This is a genomic window from Afifella sp. YEN Y35 (assembly GCF_047553465.1).
Taxonomy (GTDB): domain Bacteria; phylum Pseudomonadota; class Alphaproteobacteria; order Rhizobiales; family Afifellaceae; genus Afifella; species Afifella aestuarii.
Genome location: NZ_CP180203.1, coordinates 344,136 through 363,260 on the forward strand (window position 1 = coordinate 344,136; position 19,125 = coordinate 363,260).

Sequence of the window (19,125 nt, forward strand, 5' to 3'; positions counted from 1 at the left end):
GACCTCTGTTGCGAAACCTCAGGGGTGTTGCAGCGCGTCCATCATTTCAAGCTGCGAGGACCTTCGCAGAAGAAGCATCGGGCCACCTTTCTCCTCAAGGAAGCCACGCAGACGGACGGTCTTTCCGACAAGGCCCAGAAGTTGCTGTTCCCCGCCGAAGACCGGGACGTCCCGGCCGTCAATCTCCGCCGTGAAATCGTGCGACCAGTCGCGTCCGAAATTCAGATAGGTGCGATAGGGCCGGTTCCCAACAGAAATGATGGTCCCTTCCACTATGCCGTAACGGCCATATTGTGACGAAAGCGCCGCTGCGTCCTTGGCCTTGTGGACAAGGCCCGGCATTTTCCAGATGCCACGGCCGGCTTTTCGCGCCTCTTCTTCCGCCGCAAAGAGGCGTGCGGCGCAGGTCTCGCCGAGAGCGTCGCCCGCAAAAGGAACTGCGACGGCAAGGCCTTGCCGGAGAATCTCCTCCTGCAGGAGGACGCTGTCGGTCATGATCCAGGCGGGGATGCGGCTCCAGCGGTCGGGCTTTTGGGAGAGCGGGACCGCCCGGGCGGTTTGAGCGACCAGAAAATCGTTGATTGCGGCGAGCAACGGTTCGTCCGGCAGGCGCTCATCGAGAAGAGAGGGCGGAGCGATGCCGGCGAGCGCGAAACTCTTGGCTCGCGTGACGATGGTGCGCGGCTCTTCGGCGTGCGCGGCCAAAAGACGTTCGCCGCCCGAGAGCTCGCAGGTGTCCGCCCGCGCCGGCAGGGGCGAGATGATGAGCGACAGGCAGAGGAGGGCGCCGCAAAATTGGGCGCGGCGCGCCCGAAGCTTCAGGTGTCGCTCTCGCCTTGCGCGCGCGCTTCTGCCCGCCGCTGCCGCCATGGATGCCCCCAGAAATCATAGGCCGCCATCGCCACCACAACGGCGAGGACGATGATGAGGTCCGGCTCGCGCACCCACCAGGCGATGATGAAGAGGAAGAGAGCGAAACCCGCAAGTGCCACGAAGGCCAGGATGCGGTTGCTCCAATCGCTCATGGGCGGTCCTCCGGCTCCGGCGATGCGGCGACGTGATCCATCAGCCAGCGCGCGGTGCGCAGGAGGCGCCCTTCCTGGCCGCGGGCGCCGACGATCTGGATGCCGAGCGGCATGCCGTTCGCCCCGTTCGCCAGCGGCAGGCTGAGTGCCGGTACGCCGCAGAGAGACCAGATGGTGTTGAAGACGGGATCGCCGGTCGTGGACAGATCATCGGGCGCCTCGCCGGGCGCGGCCGGCGTCAGAATGGCGTCGTAGCGGGCAAAGACGCGGTCGAGCCCGGCATTGAGGATGTTGCGCCAGTCGAGGGCGGCCAGATAGTCGACGGCCTTGATCTCGCGGCCTTCTTCGATGGCGTCCTGCATGTGCCGGCTGAGCTGATCCCAGCCGCGCTCGGCCCAGGGGCGGAGATTGCGTGCAAAGCCCGCCATCATCAGGCGGCGATGGGCGGGATGGGCGTTGGCGAAGGCGGCGGGAAGCTCGACCTCGTCGCATTGATCGCCGAGGAGGCCTGCGAGCTCCTGCATGGCGCCCTGCATGTCGGCATCGGCCTGGTCCCAGACGGGCGTCTTGATGAAGGCGAATTGCGGTTTGACCGGAGGCGCGCTCCGCGCCACCTCGAGAAGCCGGTCGCGGGCGATCGGATGCGTGTCGCGGTCGCCGGCGTCGTAGCCCTGCAGCACCTCGGCGAGGAGGGCCGCATCTTCCACCGAGCGGCCGAAGACGCCGATCGTGTCGAGCGGCTCGGACTGTACGATGAGGCCGGTGCGCGGGATGACGCCGTGGCCCGGCTTGAAGCCGACGACGCCGCAATAGGATGCCGGCCGCAGCATCGAGCCGTTGGTCTGGGTGCCGACCGAGAGCGGCACCATGCCGGCGGCGACGGACGCGGCGGAGCCGGCCGACGAGCCGCCCGGCGTGCGCGTCGTGTCATGCGGATTGCGGGTCTTGGTCGGGGCGAAATAGGCGAGCTCGGTCGTCGTCGTCTTGCCGAAGAGGATGGCGCCTTCCGCCCGCAGTTTCGCGGCGACAAAAGCGTCCTGGCGCGGGCGACGGCCGGCATCGAGCACGGTGCCGTTTTCCGTCGGCATATCGGCGGTGTCGATGATGTCTTTCAAGGCCACCGGCAGGCCGTGCAGGCGGCCGATCGGCTTGCCGGCCTTGCGCCAATCGTCGAGACGCTGCGCCTGGGCGAGGACATGGTCGGCATGGAGAAAGGCGAAGGCTTCGATCTCGCCTTCCTTCTCCGCGACGCGGGCGAGACAGGCCTCCGCCACGGCAAGTGCGCTGATCTCGCCGCGGGCGAGGTGGTCGCGCAACTCGCAGGCATCCAAGGTTCGTTCGGCCGTCATCTCGTTCTCCCCATTCGCTCACCGTCCGTAAACGAGATTCGGCAGCCAGTAGACCACCCCCGGGAAGACGTAGATGAGCGCCATGGCGAGGATGACCATGCCGAGAAAGGGCATGCAACCCTTGAAGATCTCGACGAGCTGCACCTGCGGCGGGGCGATGCCCTTGAGGTAATAGGCCGACATCGCCATCGGCGGGGTGAGGAAGGATGTCTGCAGGTTGAGCGCGACGAGAATGCCGAAGAACAGGGGATCGATGCCGAAATGCGGCAGGAGCGGCAGGAAGATCGGCACGAAGATGATGATGATCTCCGACCATTCGAGCGGCCAGCCGAGCAGGAAGATGATGATCTGGGCGAGGATCAGGAAGACGATCGGCGAGATGTCGAGGCCGGTGACGAAATCGGAGATGACCTGTTCGCCGCCGAGATAGGAAAAGACGGAGGAAAACGTCCACGAGCCGACGAAGAGCCAGCACACCATCGCCGAGGTTCTGACCGTCAGATAGACGGATTCCTGCAGCCGCTGCCAGGTGAGGGCGCGGTAGGCGAGAGCGAGAATGAGGCCGCCGAGGGCGCCGACCGCTGCAGCCTCCGACGGTGTCGCAAGGCCGAAGAGAATGGCGCCGAGCACGGAGAGGATGAGGATCGCCAGCGGAAAGAACGAGGTGACGAGCAGCCAGAGAAGAGCGAGACCCGAGATCTGCGTTTCCTCGGTCTCGGGCGGGCGTGGCGCGATCTTGGGATTGAGCCAGGCCCGGCCGACGACATAGAGGACGTAGAGGCCGGCGAGCAGCAGCCCCGGCAGGAGCGCGCCGGCATAGAGCCGGACGATCGAGACGCCCGAAGTCGCCGCATAGACGATCAGCATGATCGAGGGCGGGATGAGGATGCCGAGCGTGCCGCCGGCGCAGATGACGCCCGAGGCGAAGCTCGTGTTGTAACGGGCGTTGAGCATGGCCGGGAAGGCCAGCAGCCCCATCAGCGTGACGACGGCACCGACGATGCCGGTGGCAGTCGCAAAGAGGGCGCAGGTGATGAGGGCGGCGACCGCCATCGAGCCCGGGATGCGTTTGGCCGCGATCTGAAGCGTGGAGAAGAGACGGTCGACGATGTTGGCGCGCTCCACCACGTAGCCCATGAAGAGGAAGAGCGGCACGGCGGTCAGAACGTCGTTCGACATGACCGAATAGGTCTGATTGACGAAGAGATCGAAGATGCGGTTGTTGAAGAAGCCGCCGAGCCAGGTTTCGATGCGCGTCCACAGATCCGCACCGTCGGTGAGGGCGCGCTCGTAGAGGCGCCATTGCCGGTCGGCGTCGAAATAGGCGTAGTAGCCGAAGCCCACACCGAGCGCCATCAAGGTGAAGGCGATCGGAAAGCCCAGCATGATGGTGAAGATGAAGATGCCGAGCATCGCCACGGCGATTTGCGGGTCGGTCATCTTTCGCCCTTCGTGCCGGGGCTGTGTCGCGACCGATCTGGCGGCCCGCCATCGTCGTGCGGATCGCGGCGGCCAGGGTCGTCGCGGTGGAAGGTCTTGCGGGTCTGGCCGGCCGGCAGAACGATGTCGATCGCCTCGCCGCCATGGTGGAGGATGTCGCGCTCATGCTCCTTGATGAGCTGCTCTTCGAGCTCTTCCACATCGCTTTCGTGCTGCGGCCAGGCGCCCCGGCGGATGCACAGAATGCAGCGGAAGACCTGGGCGATGCCCTGCTGGAAGAGCAGGATGCCGGCGGCGACGATGATGAGCTTGAACTGGAAGATCGGCACGTTGGCCGGGCTCATGACGCTCACCTCCATGTAGCGGAGCGAGCGCGAGGCGTATTTCCAGCCGGCGAAGATGAGGGCGAGAATGCCCGGGAAGAAGAACAGGAAATAGAGAACGAGCTCGACGATCGCCTGGGTGCGCGGCCGCCAGAGCCTGTAGACGACGTCGCCGCGCACATGGCCGTCGCGCGACAGGGTGTAGGCGCCGCCCATCATGAAGAGCGCGCCGTACATCATGTAGGAAATGTCGAAGGCCCAGCTCGTCGGGGCGCCGAGCACATAGCGCACGAAGACTTCGTAGCCGACGCCGAACGTCATGACGAGGATCGACCAGGCAAAGGCCTTGCCGAACCACGCGGAGACCCTGTCGGCGAAACGGATATAGGCTTCCATCGGAAAACCGCTCGGGATCGGGCTGGGAAACGGGGAAGGGGCGGGGGCCCAAAACCCCCGCCGAGAGGTCTCAGAAGCCGAGCTTGCCGGGGAAGTAATGCTCGTAGGCGAGCTTGTAATTCGCCTGGTTCATCAGGCTGTAGAAGGCGACGCGCTCCGACCATTCTTTCTGGCTGTCGACCACCTTGGCGAAAAACTCGTCCTGCATCAGGCCTTCGAGGACGGTGTCCCAGGATTCAAGCTGGGCCGCCATGATGGAGTCCGGCGTGCGCGAAACGGTGACGCCGTCTTCGTTGATGAGGCCCTGCAGATCCTTCGAATACTGATCCATGGCGAGGCCGTAATTGGCGGTGTTCGCCGCCTCCGCCCCGTATTCCAGAATCGCCTGGAGATCGGGATCGAGAGAATCGAAGAGATCCTTGTTGAAGGCGATTTCGAAGAACTCCGCCGCCTGGTGATAGGAGCCGAGCATATAATTCTTCGACACGTCCTGGGCGCCGAAGCGGCGGTCGGAGGTCGGGTTGTTGAACTCGAAGGCTTCGATGACGCCGCGCTCGAGCGCCGGCACGATTTCGCCGCCTGGAAGCTGCGTCACCGACAGGCCCATGCCCTGCATGATGTCCGTGGCGAGGCCCACGGTGCGGTATTTGAGGCCCTTCATCTGATCGGCGGAGGTGATTTCCTCCTTGAACCAGCCGAGCGGCTGGGTCGGCATTGGCAAGGCGAAGAAGCCGACGATGTTGAGGCCGAGAACGTCCTGGACGAGCTCGCGGTAAAGATCCTTGCCGCCGCCGAAATGGATCCAGGCCAGAATCTGCGACGCGTCGGCGCCGAAGACCGGGCCGGTGCCGAAGAGCGAGGCGGCCTTGTTCTTGCCGTACCAATAGGCGGTCACGGTGTGGGTGGCGTCGATGACGCCGTCGGCGACCGCGTCCTGGACCTGGAAGGCCTGGACCACGGCACCCGCCGGCAGAAGATCGATCTTGAGCCGACCTCCGGACATTGCCTCGACGCGGTCGGCATATTGCTTCGCCATGTCCTGAAAAACGTCCGAGGCGGGCCAGGACGACTGCATCTTCAAGGTCTGCGTGCCCTGGGCGGAGACGATGGCCGGAGCGGCAAGCGCGCCTGCCGCGCTCCCCGCGGCGAGGGTTCCGGCTTTCAAGAAAGATCGGCGCGATACGGGCGTTTTGTTCTCAGACATGTTTCCTCCCGGATGTCGTTTCCGGCTTTTGTCGCCGGTCTTTTGCTTGCCGGCATATCTGAGCCTGGAAAACGTCTGAGTTCAAGTAGAAGTCTTGAATGGATGTAGAAAGACGGCGTCACAGGGCGGTGAAGAGAGACTTTGAAGGGCAAATTTTGCGGATCTGATTTCTAAGATAACTGACGGTTTCTTTAAATCGTAAACTGATTGACTTGGGGTGTCAGGTGCGGCGGCGCCCGAGTGCTGTGGGGCGATGTCGACCGATGAGAGGCGCCTGCAGAACTTGCCGGGGCGACAGAGGGGGCGCGACAGAAGACGAAGGAAGCGGGGCTTGTTCGCTCTTCCTCGAGACGGTAGATAGCAGGAGCTTGGCGCCTGTGCCCGTCGGCCGCGTGCCGGGGCTCGGGTGCGATCGATCAGGCCCCGTAGCTCAGCAGGATAGAGCATCGGATTCCTAATCCGAGGGTCACAGGTTCGAATCCTGTCGGGGTCACCATTTTCTGACGCGATGTATAGCTTGGAACAACCTCTCCCATAGTTTGGAACAGTTCCTCGCAACAGCGTGGAATCGATCGATTCTAGTGTCGACGTGATATTACGCCTGAATAATCCATGTCGCATGGTGTGCGCGACCCAAAGCCGCATCTTTCGCAGTTAGCTATCCACCCGTCGCTTCAATATAGCAGAATAGGTGAAGTATGAGGATTATCAAAACTATCTATCCAGGCGCTAATCATCCTCAAATACGAGAAGTCGATATAGTCGAGCAAGAGATGCCGGACGGTTCCCTAGTTACTCGCTACATACCGTATGAACTTTTGGACGATAAGAGACGGCACAGAGAATCCGATTTCGAGCCTTCGAGCTTGGACGAAGCGAAAGCGTGGTTAAACGCAAAAAGCTGAGGTGATCTAGATTATCCGCCATATGCGCAACGACAACTACGGCCCGGTTCCACCCCTTACCGTCGGGGCTCCCGATTTATGCGTCGGTAGCCGCCGGCCAGGCTCTGTTCCGTAGGCATGAGGGGATGCGCGATCTCAATTTTCATGTCGGGTGAGACCATCTCCTGGATATTCGGCCCGGAAAAACGGGTGATGGCCTAGTTCCGGCGCGGGCACCGCTCACCGTCTTTGGCTTTCGGTTTCCTGGCGTAATCCGCGCACCGGCCGGATCTCCAAAATGCCGGCGACGAGGACGAGGGCGCCGCCGATGATTTCGAGCCGCTGCAGAGCCTCGCCGGCGAGCACAGCGGCCGAGGCCGCGCCGACGAGACCCTCCGCCATCAAGAGAATAAAATCTCCACAGGACGCCCGTCGCAAAGACGATGGCGGCGGCCAGAGAGGTGGTGCGCTCGCTCCGCATCCGGCCTTCCCTAAGGCGCTTCATTCTCCGACGGAAGCCGGCCGGTTCTCGGTCCTCACGCGCATGAAAAAGTGGCGGAGGTCTCCCTCCGCCACGCGTCCGATCGATCGGGAATTCGCGGGGCGGTGCAACACCGCCCCGTCCCAGCCGGGTGGTTGTTACCAGGGCTGGTTGGCCGGCCCGACGGTGAACTCGTTGACGGTGACGTCGTCCGGCAGGCCGAGCGCATAGGCCACGACGTCGGCGATGCGGTCCGGCGAAATGCCGTAGGACTCGTAGGTGCTCTGCATGCCTTCGGCCGCACCCTTATGGGTGATCGTGTCGAGAAGCTCGGTGTTGATCGCGGCCGGATAGAGCGTCGCGGTGCGGATGTTCGTGCCTTCGGACGCCGATTCCATGCGCAGGACTTCCATGAAATCGCGCACGAACCATTTGGTGCCGCCATAGACGGCCGTGCCCGGATAGGCCTTGAGGCCGGCGACCGAGGAAACCGCGAGAATATGGCCGGATTTCTGCTCGGTGAAGGTCGGCATGACGGCCGCGACGCCGTTCAACACGCCGTTGATGTTGACGTCGACCATCTGCTTCCACTCATCCGTCTTCACGGCGGAGACAGGGCTCACCGGCATCAGGCCGGCGTTGAGGAGGATGGCGTCGACGCCGCCGAAGCTCTCCTTGGCGAGCTTCACGATGGCCTCGTTCTCGGCCGGCCTGGTGACGTCCAGCACCTGGTAGGCGGCCTGCCCGCCAGCCGTCTCAATCTCGTCGACGATCTGTTTCAGCTTTGCTTCACGGCGCGCGCCGAGGACGACCTTGGCGCCCTTCTCGGCGAGCAGCCTGGCAGTCGCCTCGCCGATGCCCGAAGACGCGCCGGTGATGATGACAACCTTGTCCTTGATCATGTCGGTACCCTGAGTTCGTTGATGGTGGAATGCAACATTCCACGTCAGGCTCGTCGACCGGTAGAAATATCCGGCGGTTTTCTTGCCTGATCCTCCAGGAGTGCGGATTTTTCCGCGACACTGGCCGTGGCGCCGGGTTAGGGTCGGTACATGATGTTCCGGAAAACGCCCATGTCCGTGCAAGACCAGCCCCAGGCGCCTCTCTCCATCCACGCGACACTCGCCGAGATCATCGGACGATGGACCGTTGGACAGGAGGATTGCGCGACCCCGATCGCGAACCTCACCTTTTTCCGGCGCGAGAGCCTGACCGAGCCCTGCGCGTGTCTGGTGGAGGCGAGCGTCATTCTGGTCGCGCAGGGCGCCAAGCAATTGCTGATCGGCGAGCGCGCCTATCCCTACGATACGGAGCGTTTCCTGCTCGCCTCGCTCGATCTTCCCGCCAATTCGCAGGTTCTTCAGGCGAGCCGGGAGACGCCGTGCCTCGGGCTGGCGCTTCGGCTCGATCTCCGCGTCATCGCAGAGCTCATCGCGCAGGTACGGCTGCCGGCATCGCGGGAGCGCATGCGCGAGGGCAGTGCGGCGCTCGGCACGATCACCCCGGCGCTGCTGGAACCGTTCGGCCGGTTGCTCGCGCTTCTCGACGAGCCCGATGTCGTGCCCGTGCTCGCGCCGCTGATCGAGCGGGAGATCCATTACCGGCTGTTGATGAGCGATCAGGCAGTGCGGCTGTTGCAGATCGCGTCAGTGGGCAGTCAGAGCCACCGCATCGCCAGGGCGATCGACTGGCTGAAGACACACTACGCCGAGCCGTTGCGCATCGACGAACTGGCGGGGCATGTGCAGATGAGCCCGTCGAGCCTGCACCACCATTTCCGGCAGCTCACCGCGATGAGCCCGCTCCAGTATCAGAAATGGCTGCGCTTGAACGAAGCGCGGCGGCTGATGCTGAACGAATATCTCGATGCGGCGGGGGCCGCCTTTACGGTCGGTTATGAGAGCCCGTCGCAGTTCAGCCGCGAATATGGCCGCCTCTTCGGGGCTCCGCCGAAGCGCGACATCGACGGGATGAGAGCGCGCACGGCCGGGAATACGTCGCGTCTGGGAGCCGTCTAGGACGCCACATTCAAGGCCGAGCGCTTCTGCGCCGCCGGGATGGTCCGGCGGCACTGCTTATATCAGCGGCAGCGTTTGGGGAGGCTTTCGGGCCAGAGACGGCGGTTGTCCGGGCCGTAGAGGACGCGCACGCCGCAGGTTTCGTTGACGCGGGCGAGGGGGCGGCCGTCTCTGTCGATCATCATGGCGTTGGCGCCGGTCGTGACGATCGCCCGGTCGTCGGAGAAGCGCGAGGCATCGCGGTAGACGGGCGGGATGAGATAGCGGCCCTCGCTGTCGATATAGCCGTAAAGGCCTTCCTGCGCGGCCGCATAGGCGAGGCCCTCATCGTCAGGGCGTGAAAGATCGCGGTACCGGCCGATCTCGAGGCGCTCGCCGGAACGGTCCATCCAGCCGGGCTTTGCGTTCCGGTTCGGACGATTGAGCGCGACGCCGTTGCGGAAGGAGCCGCCGCGGCCGTCGACGCTGAGCGTCTCATCGCCTTGCGCGTCGGCATAGACCGTCCTGTCCTCGTCCTCGTTCCATCCGACGAGCCAGTCGGCGCCCGCGGGCCAGGCCCATTGCGCGGCGGGGAGGTCGGCCGTCGTCTCGCCGTCGCGATCGATCAGATGGGCGCCCTCGGCCGTGGCGAAGAGGGCGCGATCGCCGTGGAAGGGCGAGCCGACGCCGCGGCGGAGCGGCAGCGCCCATTCGCCGTCCGCAGTCAGATAGCCCGTGGCGGGCCGGCGGACGGTGCGCAGCCAATGCCCGACGCGGGCGAATTGCGTCTCGCGGCCATCGATTTCAATGTCGCCGTTCTCCGACAGGAGGAGATGCAGGCCGGTCTCGTGGGACAGGACTTCGACACGCCCGTCGGGCCAGGTCGTGGCTTTGAGGGAGGGCGTGAACGCCACGACCGTCTCGCCCGCGGCATTCACGATCGCCTTGGGCTTTGTGCTGAAGATTTCGTCGGAGGGTTCGTCGCGCACCGCCCAGAGCTTGCCGTTGATGCGTTCGATCTCGGCGTAATCGGGATCGAGGATCCAGGCACCGCTCTGGTCGATGACACCGAGCCGGCCCTCGGCGGTCCTGGCTATCGCCTGTCCCTCGACGAAGTCCTGCACCGTGCGGAAACGGGCTTCGCCCACCGGCTCGCCGGCCGCGATGTCGTAAAGCCTGAGGAGATCATCGGCCGCGGCCGTCTCCTGATAGGTGACGAGGCCGGGGGAGACGATCTTCAGGCCGAAGCCGGACGGGATGTCGTGGAGTGTGCCGTCGCGGCCGAGCGCCTGGATGTCGCCGTTGCGGGAGGTGAGCGCGTAGCCGTTGTGGAAGCGGCTGATGTGATCCTGCGACGGTTCCAGCAGCACTTTGCCCGTCTCGTCGATCATGCCGACGCCTTCGGCCGTGGCGATGGCGAAGCGGGGTTCGTCGGTCGTGAGCGGCTCGTCCTCCAGGAGGCTCACGTTGCCCCACGATTTGTCGACCACCATGCTGCCGTCGGAGAGGAGGAGGCCGGTGCCCTCCTCGTTGCACTGACACCAGGTCTGGCCGAGGATCGCGACCGGCACCGGTCCCTCGGCCTTGTCGACGCGCGGGATGATCTCGACGCCGAAGCCGTCGAGCTCCTCGACCGCTTCGGGTGTGAGCAGGGGTTCAAGGTCGGGCCCGAGGATGTTGAGCCGCCCGTCGATGTCGTTCGGCCAGTACCAGCCGCCTCTGATCTCGACGGAATCGATCTGGCCGACCCAGTCATGATCCTTGCGCGAGAGATAATGTCCGTCGCGCGAGATGAGCCCGGCGACGGCGCCGTTCTCGTCCTGAACGAGCAGGAGTTCGTCCTGGATCGTCCGCTCGGCGAGGAAACCCTTTTCGAGGATCACCGGCGCATCCGCCTGAGGCGCGAAGACCTGTGTGCCATCCTCCGCGCGATAGGTGACGAAGGGGCCGAATTGGCCGATCGAGGTGCGGCCCGGCCGGTCGATCTCGGCGAGCGTCTTGCCTGCGCGGTTGATGATGAAGACCTCTCCGTCATCACCGGACGCCCACCAGAGATCGTCGCTGATTTGCCGGATCTCCCGGTATTCGGAGCCGACGACGGTGCCGTCGGGCTTGAGGAGCGCCTGATAGGTCGCGCCGCCAGCCGCCGTCCACAATCCGCCATCCTTCCGCGGTGGGTCGATGTAGTCGAAGAGCGGCGGCACCAGAACGTTCAAGTCGCTATCGACGATCCCGAGCGCGCCATGGGCGCGGACGAGGAAGAGGTTCGCCTCCGGAGCGCCGAACCCGCCGACGATCTCCAGATCCGGCATCGAGCCGATCTCTTTGCCGTCCGGGCTTTTGTAGACCGGGGCGTAGGTGGTCCGGACCGGAGCGGGCTCGCCGGACCCGACCGTGAGGGAGGCGAGATGCCCCCCGAGATCGACGTCGAGCCGCTTTCCGTCGCGCCCGATCAGCACCCATTCATAGAGTTTCCAGACCGGCGCCACGCCGATTTCGGCAAAAGCCTGGGCTTCGCCGAAGCCGGGCTCGATCACCCAGTCTCCCGATGGGTCGATGAAGCCCCAATGGCTTCCGTCCCTGGCGGCGGCGAGACCATGCGCGAAGGGCTGCACGGCGTCGAATTTCGGCGGGATGGCAAGCCTGCCGTCGCGATCGACGAAGCCCCATTTGTGATCGCTCAGGCCGTAGCCCTGGCTCTGGCCGGCCGCGATGTCATCAATGTTTCTGTCGGCTCTCGGAAGCTGCACCGCGGCCATGCCTTCGCCGAGCGCCGACAGGCAGTCGTTGCTGCGGCTCGGCGTCTGTCCGGAGTTCGGATCCAGCGCGGAGAAGAGGATCGATCGTCCCATGACGTCGCAGGTTCGCGTCTGCGCATGCGCCATCGGTGCGGCGAGGGCGCTCGCGAGGAGGGCGGCGCCGAGTGTCGTCAAGGATGCCGTCTTGCTCATGATGGGCCGCCTCACTGCTTGCTGCCTTGGTCGTCTGCACGTTGCTCGGACGCATCGTTTTCGGATGCCCTGTCGTCGGGCGCATCGCCGCTCGCGTCGGTTTCGCAGGTCACTTCGTCCGGCCAGGTGCGGTTGCCGTCCGCATCCTGGACGATGATGCTGCCGCATTGGGCGGCGAAGCGGATCGTCGGCTCGCCCTCCTTGTCGATGAAGAAGAGATCGCCGTCGCGATCGACCACCAGGGCCTTTCCTTCGCTGAAGGATTTTGCGTCCAGGTAGATGGCGGGCATGGCGCGCGTGCCGTCGCGGCGGAGGTAGCCGAGCCGGTTGCCCGAAATGTCGAGGCGCCGGAAATAGGCGAGCCCCTCGCTCATCGGCCCAAGCGTTTCGAAGAACGGACCGATGACCTTGTTGCCGTCGGCATCCATGAAGCCGGCCTTCCGGGCCTCTTCGTCGCGATAGGCGACCAGACCCTCGCCGCCCGTTTCCTCGCGCAGGGCGTAGCGCCCCTCGATGCGCGCGAATTCCTTGCCCTCGCGGTCGATGAGCGCGGTCTCGCCCTCCTTGTCTAAGGTGCGGGCATAGCGGTTCATGCCCGGGATCGGCACGGTCGCGTCGGCATCGAGCGAAAGGACCTCGCCATCGGCACCGACGAGCAGTGTTTCGCTGCGGTCATAGGCGCGCGCCACACGCTGCGGCAGGACGAAGTCCAGCCGCTCACTGAAACGCGGGGGAACCCGCCATGCGCCGCTCGCATCGACGGCGCCCTGGCCGGAGCGGAAGGTCAGGATCGCCAAATTTCCTGCGGTCGTGACGTCTTCCGGATTGCCTTCCGCCTGCATGCGCGTGTCGCCGGCCTCGTCGAGGAGAAGGGCGCCGCCGTCCGCCGGGCGAACCAGGAAGCCTCCGCCCGGCATCTCGGTCGGTCTCTCGCCGAGGCCTTCGACGATCACCCGCTTTTCGCGGGGGGAGGCGAGGGCATAGGTTTGCTCGCGGTCGACCCGGTGCTCGAGAAGATAGAGGCCGGAGGCGAGGCGTTTGGGCTCGCGCGAGATGGTCTCGTCCGGATCGATCACCCATCCGCCATTGCGGTCGATGATGCCCCAATGACGCCCTCCGTAGGTTGGCGCGGCCTTCTTCGCCGGGGCGAAGCCGTCTGCGAATTCGCCGATCTCCACGAATTTCGGCTCGCCCACCGTTTTGCCCGCCGCGATATCCCAGAGGCCCGCACGCGTGCTCCGGGTGTCGGGATCGCGCTCGCGATAGGTCAGGATGCCATCCGCCATCTTGTCGCGGCCGCGGAAGACGGCGCGCCGCACCGGATGCTCGCTGCCATCGGCGGCGACGATCAGGCCGTCGTCCTCGGACGGTTCCTGGGCGAGCGCATAGCCGTCGTGGAAGGAGGCAAGCTGCCGGTAGGCCGGCTCAACGACCCAGTCGCCATCGGCCGCGATGGCGCCGTAAAGATCGTTGTCGGCGCGCACGACGAGCGGACCTTCGTCCGCATAATAGGCGTCGATGTCGGACCAGTCCGCGCGGGTGACGATCTCGCCCTTGCGGGTGAGGATCGCGGGCGGCGTGTTGCGATCGTTCGGGCGCAAGGTCGCAAGCGGCAGGCTTTCCGCCTTGCCGTCGGCGGCGGACACCGGCGAGATGGAATAGGCGTCGAGCTTTGCCAGCGTCTCGTCGTCGAGAAGCGGTGTGCCCTCCGGGCCGAGCGCCTGGACCTCGCTGTTGTCGTTGTCGTAGATCCACAGCGTGTCGCCCTGCTCGCGCGCATAGCCGATGTCGGGAAAGTCTCTTTCGACGACCTCGCCGCCGGCACGGGCGATGATCACGCCGTCTTCGGTCTGGAAATAGGTGGAGGTCTCGTCGGACTTGATCTCCCGCGCGCCCTTGCCGAGTTCGGCAAGCGTGTTGCCCGCCGCGTCGAGCAGCAGCTCGGTGCGGCCCTCGGTCCTGGCGCGCCAGGTGCCGGGCGCGATCAGCCTGAGGCCGCGGAAGAAGATGTCGTTCAGGGGCTTGCCGGCGGCATCCACCATCTGCCAGCCGTCTTCGCGGTCGACGGCGAAGGATTTTCCGTCGGTGATCGGCAGTTTTTGCGTGCCGAGCACCTCCGGCGCGACGATCCACGCGCCGTCCATGCCGAGAAGGCCCCAGGAGCCGAGATAGCGGCTTTCGCGGATCTGGACGAAGACGCCGTCCTCGATGAACGGGGCCGGCTCCACCCGCATGGTGCCGTCGGGCAGGGAGAGGGATTTCGTGGTCGCTGCGTCCCACACGACGGGCGCAAGCGGCGCCTCGATGGGGGTGAGCTGCACTTCCGCCTGGTTCGCCGGCTCGACATAGCGTGCGCCGAGCGGAAAGCGCTTCACCACCGTGCCGGCCTTGTCGATCAGGCTGACCGCTTCTTCCTTTTCGACGATGGCGACACCGGCGGCGTTGAAGGAATGGGCGGCGTCATATTGCGGCTCGATCGCAAAGGCGCCGGATTTGTCGACATAGCCCCATTTGCCGTCGAGCTTCACCGCGGCGAGGCCGTTGGCGAAGGGCGCCGCTTCCGTAAAGCGCGGGGCGATCGCCATGTTGCCGTCGTGGTCGAGATAGCCGTAGACGGGCGCGCCATCGAGCGGGCCGGTGGGAACGAGCGCCAGCCCCTCGTGGAAGCTGTGGAAGCAGCCCGCCACGTCCTTCTGCCAGTCACAACTCAGCGGCCAATTGTCGAGCGCGAAAGCGGGGGATGCGGCGAGGGCGGCCGCAGCGAGAACGGAGGCGCGAAGCCTGGCGCAGGTCATGGGCTCTCCCGGTCATGCCGACGCCTCCGCAGACACGGAACGACATCGGTCGAATGGAAAGATGAACGCACCGGCGCGCCGGCACTATGGAAGGGCCGGCTGTGTAGCATCGCGGCTCAGGGAGCTGTCAATTCGTCACAGTTGAAATTTCGAAGCCACTCTTCCGGCTTCGAGATTCGTGTCTTTCTCATGACGCGGGAGGAAAGCTGTCGCGTCCGAGCCGCGGCGGGGCACTCCCAAAAGCTCCGCCGGCGACCGCAGACATGGCTGTGGGTGGCTCAGCTGATCCAGCGGGTCAGAAGATAGCCGATCAGCGCCGAGAAGCCGGTGAGGAAGGTGCCCCAGCAGATGTCGACGATGCTGACGGAGGCCGGCCAGTCGCGCAGGGTGGCGAGGTTGGTCATGTCGTAGGTGCCGTAGGCGATGAAGCCGAGGATGGCGCCGGCGACGAGGGCCGTCGTCCAGCCGCCGCCGTTGATGGCGGGCCAGACGGCGAAATAGATGATGCCGAAGACGTAGACGAGATAGAAGAGCCCGGCGACGGCGAGATCGGGCTTTGCCGCCATCAGGTCGCCCAGCCGGTCCTTGTAGAAGGTGCCGCCCATCTGGCTCAGCCACACGAAATCGAGGCCGAAGAAGACGATTGCCGTCGCAATGTAGGCGGTGAGAGATGTGGGCATGAAACGATCCTTTCGGGACGGCCTGGCAGGTGGGGCGACATGATTTGATGTGCGGTCTTCAGAATACATAGGCGCCGGGGTCCGTTCCAGTTCGGGCGTTCCTGGAAAATTGACCGGCTTTTGCCTGCGCCACGAAAGTCGGACGCAGGATTTTTACCTGAAGCCGTTATCGTGGCCGCACGGAAGGGGCGGACATGCAGCGATTCGTGGATGACGGGCCGGAAACGGCGACCGGGGAGGCCGAGGGCGGCAAGGTCGCGGTGATCGGCAGTGGGATTTCGGGCCTCTCGGCCGCCTGGCTCTTGCGCCGGAGCGGGCGGCAGGTCGTGCTTTATGAGGCCGAGGGTCGGCCGGGCGGGCATTCCAACACCGTGGTGCTGCCGCCGGAGAAGGGCGGGATCGCGGTCGATACCGGTTTCATCGTCTACAACGCCGCCAATTATCCCAATCTCGTCGCCATGTTCGAATATCTCGGCGTGGCGACGGAGGCGTCCGACATGTCGTTTGCCGCCTCGCTCGACGGCGGGCGGCTCGAATATTCCGGCACGGGTCTCAACGGGCTCTTCGGCCAGCGCAGCAATCTCGTGAAGCCGCGCTTCTGGTCGATGCTGCGCGATCTCTTGCGCTTCTACCGCGAGGCGCCGGCGCTGATCGGGCAGGAGAGGGCGCTTTCTCTGACGCTCGGGGATTACCTGTCCGAACAGCGTTACGGCGAGCCTTTCGTCAAAGACCATCTTCTGCCGATGGCGGCGGCGATCTGGTCGACGACGGCGGAGGAAATGCGCGCCTATCCGGTTCTCGCCTTCGTCCGCTTCTTCGTGAGTCACGGCCTGTTGCAGCTGAAGGACCGGCCGGCCTGGCGCACGGTGAGCGGTGGCAGCCGCGAATATGTGGCGCGCATGCTGGACGGCTTCGGCGCCGATCTCCGGCTCGGCACGCCGGTCGCCGAGGTGACGCGGCAGGCGGACGGTGTCACCGTCGTCGACGACACGGGCAACCGGGACCGCTTTGCGGCCGTCGTGATCGCAAGTCACGGCGACCAGGCGCTCAACATGCTGGGCGATGCCGATGCGGAGGAGCGCGACACGCTGTCGGCCTTCTCCTACACGCAGAACCGCGCCGTTCTGCATCAGGATGCGCGCCTGATGCCGCGCCGCCAGCGCGTGTGGTCGAGCTGGAACTATGTCGGCGAGACGGTTGCGGAGACGGCGGAGGGAGCTGACCCGAAACTCTGCGTCACCTATTGGATGAACCGGCTGCAGAACCTCGATCCGGCCTGTCCGCTGTTCGTGACGCTCAATCCGGTGCGCGAGCCGGCGGCCGAGAGCGTGATCGAAGAGTTTTCTTATCAGCATCCGCTGTTCAATGCGGCCGCCTTGCAGGCGCAGCGCGAGCTGTGGCGTCTGCAGGGGCGCCGCAACACCTTCTTCTGCGGCTCGTATTTCGGTTACGGCTTCCATGAGGACGGGCTGCAGGCCGGGCTTGCCGCCGCAGAGGCGCTTTCCGGGGCGCGCCGGCCGTGGAACGTGGCCGCACAATCTGGTCGGATCACACTTTCACCCCATCTTGAGATGGCGCAATGACCTTTCGATCCGCCATCTACGCCGGCGATGTGGTGCACAGCCGGATGCGGCCCCGCCGCCACCGCCTGCATTATCGCGTGTTCTCGCTGCTCGTCGATCTCGACGAGCTCGAGAGCCTCAGCCGGCGCTTGCGCTTTTTCGGCTATAACCGCTTCTCTTTGTTCAGCTTTTACGATGCCGACCATGGCCGTGGAGAGGCCGGCGACTTGCGCCGTTGGGTGTCGGAACGGCTCACGGAGGCGGGCATCGAGGCCGAAGGCGGGCGGGTCGCGCTGCTCACCTATCCGCGGGTTCTGGGTTATGTCTTCAACCCGCTCAGCGTCTATTTCTGCTATGACGCGAAGGATCGGCTCGTTGCGATCCTGCACGAAGTGTCGAACACGTTTTCCGAAAAGCACACTTATGTGATCCCGGTGACGGGGGAGGCGCAGGAGACGATCGAGCAGGCCTGCGACAAGCTCATGTATGTGTCGCCGTTCATTCCGATGGACTGCCGCTATCACTTCCGCATCGCGCCGCCCGAGGACCGCGTTCTCGTGCGCATCGCCGAGGAAGATCGCGAGGGGCCGCTTCTCATCGCCTCGTTCGCGGGGGAACGGCGCGCCATCTCCGACAAGGCGCTGTTGCGCGCCTTTCTGTCCTATCCGCTGATGACGTGGAAAGTGACGGTCGGCATCCATTACGAGGCGCTGCGCCTGTGGTGGAAAGGCATGCCGCTCTTCCGCCACGAGAAGGCGCCGCAGCGCTACGCGTCCACGATCGTTCTGCCGCAAGCCCAAAAGGGAGACAATCCGCAATGAGCCACGCCGAACGCCGGTCCTCCGCATGGCCGGCGCTCCCCGCCGCTCTTTGGTCGCGCCTTGCCCGCGAGATCGTCGACCGGATTGCGGTCGGCGAGCTGACACTGCATTTTCCGGACGGCAGCCAGATGACGGCCGCCGGCGCCACCGCGGGCCCGCACGCCGTCATGCATATCCATCGCGGCCGGTTCTTTCTGCGCCTTCTCAACTCAGGTGCGATCGGGCTCGCCGAGGGCTATCTCGCCGAGGATTGGTCGTCGCCCGACCTTGAAGCGGTGCTGGAGCTCGCGCTTCTCAACGAGCCGGCCGTCGGCGATGCCGTGGCGCTCAACCGCCTGCAGGGGGCGTGGGAGCGCCTGCGCCATCTCGGCCGGGCGAACACCCGGCGCGGCAGCCGGCGCAACATCGCTGCGCATTACGATCTCGGCAACGAATTTTACCGACGCTGGCTCGACGAGACGATGACCTATTCGGCGGCGTTATTCGCGCGCTCCGACGTGGATCTCGCCGAGGCGCAGCGGGCGAAATACCGCCGCATCATCGATATTCTGAAGCTGAAACCCGGCGAGCGGGTGCTCGAGATCGGCTGCGGCTGGGGCGGCTTTGCCGAGATCGCCGCGAAGGAGGCCGATTGTCATGTGACCGGCCTCACCTTGTCGCGCGAGCAGGCGGCCTTTGCGCGCGAGCGGCTCGCCGGTGCGGGGCTCGACGGGAAGACTGAGATCCGTCTGGAGGATTACCGCGATACGGCCGGCTCCTACGACAAGATCGTTTCCATCGAGATGTTCGAGGCGGTGGGCGAGGCGAACTGGGCGACCTTCTTCAACGTCGTCCATCGAAGGCTGAAGGAGAACGGGCGTGCGCTCATCCAGGTGATCACCATGGACGAAGGACGCTTCCAGCATTACCGCAAGAACGTCGATTTCATTCAGCGCTACGTCTTTCCGGGCGGGATGCTGCCGCCGCGCTCCGCTTTCGAACGCCATGCGCGCGAGGCGGGGTTCGAGATCGGCGATGCCTTCTTCTTCGGGCGCGATTATGCCGAGACGCTGCGGCGCTGGGAGAAGGCGTTTCTCGCGCACTGGCCGGCGATTTCCGAGCTCGGCTTCGACGAGCGCTTCCGCCGGCTGTGGCGCTATTATCTGACCTATTGCGCGGTCGGCTTCAAAGGCGGGCGCGTCGATGTCGGCCAGTTCCTCTTGGCGCGCGGATGAGCC

General features: G+C 65.0%; 15 protein-coding genes and 1 tRNA gene. 5 read left to right on the forward strand and 11 right to left on the reverse strand.

The features are described 5' to 3' along the window. Positions 1-18 precede the first annotated feature (18 nt). The 6 genes from ACK8CP_RS01660 to ACK8CP_RS01685 form a co-directional block, all read right to left on the reverse strand. On the reverse strand, positions 19-870 hold the full coding sequence (locus ACK8CP_RS01660; RefSeq protein WP_414833135.1) for a thermonuclease family protein: 852 nt from the start codon (positions 868-870) through the stop codon (positions 19-21). Continuing rightward, entirely contained in the window at positions 819-1,025 is a 207-nt protein-coding gene (locus ACK8CP_RS01665) for a hypothetical protein (RefSeq protein ID WP_414833136.1), read from the reverse strand. The genes ACK8CP_RS01660 and ACK8CP_RS01665 overlap by 52 nt, the downstream gene beginning before the upstream one ends. After that, positions 1,022-2,374, reverse strand: a complete 1,353-nt coding sequence (locus ACK8CP_RS01670; protein ID WP_414833137.1) for an amidase — start codon at positions 2,372-2,374, stop codon at positions 1,022-1,024. Before ACK8CP_RS01670 ends, ACK8CP_RS01665 begins: the two co-directional genes overlap by 4 nt. Before the next feature lie 18 nt (positions 2,375-2,392). After that, positions 2,393-3,814, reverse strand: coding sequence for a TRAP transporter large permease (locus ACK8CP_RS01675; protein WP_234628639.1), 1,422 nt, complete (start codon positions 3,812-3,814; stop codon positions 2,393-2,395). After that, positions 3,811-4,533, reverse strand: a complete 723-nt coding sequence (locus ACK8CP_RS01680) for a TRAP transporter small permease subunit (protein WP_414833138.1) — start codon at positions 4,531-4,533, stop codon at positions 3,811-3,813. The genes ACK8CP_RS01675 and ACK8CP_RS01680 overlap by 4 nt, the downstream gene beginning before the upstream one ends. A 70-nt stretch (positions 4,534-4,603) precedes the next feature. Further along, positions 4,604-5,737, reverse strand: coding sequence for a TRAP transporter substrate-binding protein (locus tag ACK8CP_RS01685; protein WP_234628637.1), 1,134 nt, complete (start codon positions 5,735-5,737; stop codon positions 4,604-4,606). A gap of 419 nt (positions 5,738-6,156) precedes the next feature. Between ACK8CP_RS01685 and ACK8CP_RS01690 the strand changes: the two genes are divergently transcribed. Then, positions 6,157-6,233: transfer RNA gene (locus tag ACK8CP_RS01690), tRNA-Arg, on the forward strand. Between the two features lie 628 nt (positions 6,234-6,861). On the opposite strand, the gene ACK8CP_RS01695 is transcribed toward ACK8CP_RS01690, so the two are convergent. Together ACK8CP_RS01695 and ACK8CP_RS01700 are read right to left on the reverse strand one after the other, a co-directional pair. After that, positions 6,862-7,023 (reverse strand): hypothetical protein, encoded by a 162-nt coding sequence (locus ACK8CP_RS01695; protein ID WP_414833139.1) that lies wholly within the window; start codon positions 7,021-7,023, stop codon positions 6,862-6,864. A 237-nt stretch (positions 7,024-7,260) separates the two neighbouring features. Then, on the reverse strand, positions 7,261-8,004 hold the full coding sequence (locus ACK8CP_RS01700; RefSeq protein WP_414833140.1) for an SDR family oxidoreductase: 744 nt from the start codon (positions 8,002-8,004) through the stop codon (positions 7,261-7,263). Positions 8,005-8,175: 171 nt separating this feature from the next. On the opposite strand from ACK8CP_RS01700, the gene ACK8CP_RS01705 reads away from it, so the two are divergent. Next, entirely contained in the window at positions 8,176-9,120 is a 945-nt protein-coding gene (locus ACK8CP_RS01705; RefSeq protein ID WP_414833141.1) for an AraC family transcriptional regulator N-terminal domain-containing protein, read from the forward strand. Positions 9,121-9,182: 62 nt separating this feature from the next. Here the strand turns inward: ACK8CP_RS01705 and ACK8CP_RS01710 are convergent, their stop codons facing one another. From ACK8CP_RS01710 to ACK8CP_RS01720, 3 genes are all read right to left on the reverse strand, one after another. Then, on the reverse strand, positions 9,183-12,050 hold the full coding sequence (locus ACK8CP_RS01710; RefSeq protein ID WP_414833142.1) for a WG repeat-containing protein: 2,868 nt from the start codon (positions 12,048-12,050) through the stop codon (positions 9,183-9,185). An 11-nt stretch (positions 12,051-12,061) separates the two neighbouring features. Continuing rightward, a complete protein-coding gene (locus tag ACK8CP_RS01715) occupies positions 12,062-14,845 on the reverse strand; it encodes a WG repeat-containing protein (RefSeq protein ID WP_414833143.1) in 2,784 nt (927 codons plus the stop codon). Between the two features lie 278 nt (positions 14,846-15,123). Continuing rightward, entirely contained in the window at positions 15,124-15,525 is a 402-nt protein-coding gene (locus ACK8CP_RS01720) for a DUF2177 family protein (RefSeq protein WP_128291353.1), read from the reverse strand. 194 nt (positions 15,526-15,719) lie between these two features. Between ACK8CP_RS01720 and ACK8CP_RS01725 the strand changes: the two genes are divergently transcribed. From ACK8CP_RS01725 to ACK8CP_RS01735, 3 genes are read left to right on the forward strand one after another with little or no spacing between them, the layout of a single operon-like run. Next, on the forward strand, positions 15,720-17,108 hold the full coding sequence (locus tag ACK8CP_RS01725) for an NAD(P)/FAD-dependent oxidoreductase (protein ID WP_414833144.1): 1,389 nt from the start codon (positions 15,720-15,722) through the stop codon (positions 17,106-17,108). Continuing rightward, a complete protein-coding gene (locus ACK8CP_RS01730; RefSeq protein ID WP_414833145.1) occupies positions 17,105-17,908 on the forward strand; it encodes a DUF1365 domain-containing protein in 804 nt (267 codons plus the stop codon). The genes ACK8CP_RS01725 and ACK8CP_RS01730 overlap by 4 nt, the downstream gene beginning before the upstream one ends. Next, positions 17,905-19,122, forward strand: coding sequence for a class I SAM-dependent methyltransferase (locus ACK8CP_RS01735; RefSeq protein WP_414833146.1), 1,218 nt, complete (start codon positions 17,905-17,907; stop codon positions 19,120-19,122). The genes ACK8CP_RS01730 and ACK8CP_RS01735 overlap by 4 nt, the downstream gene beginning before the upstream one ends. Positions 19,123-19,125: the final 3 nt, after the last annotated feature.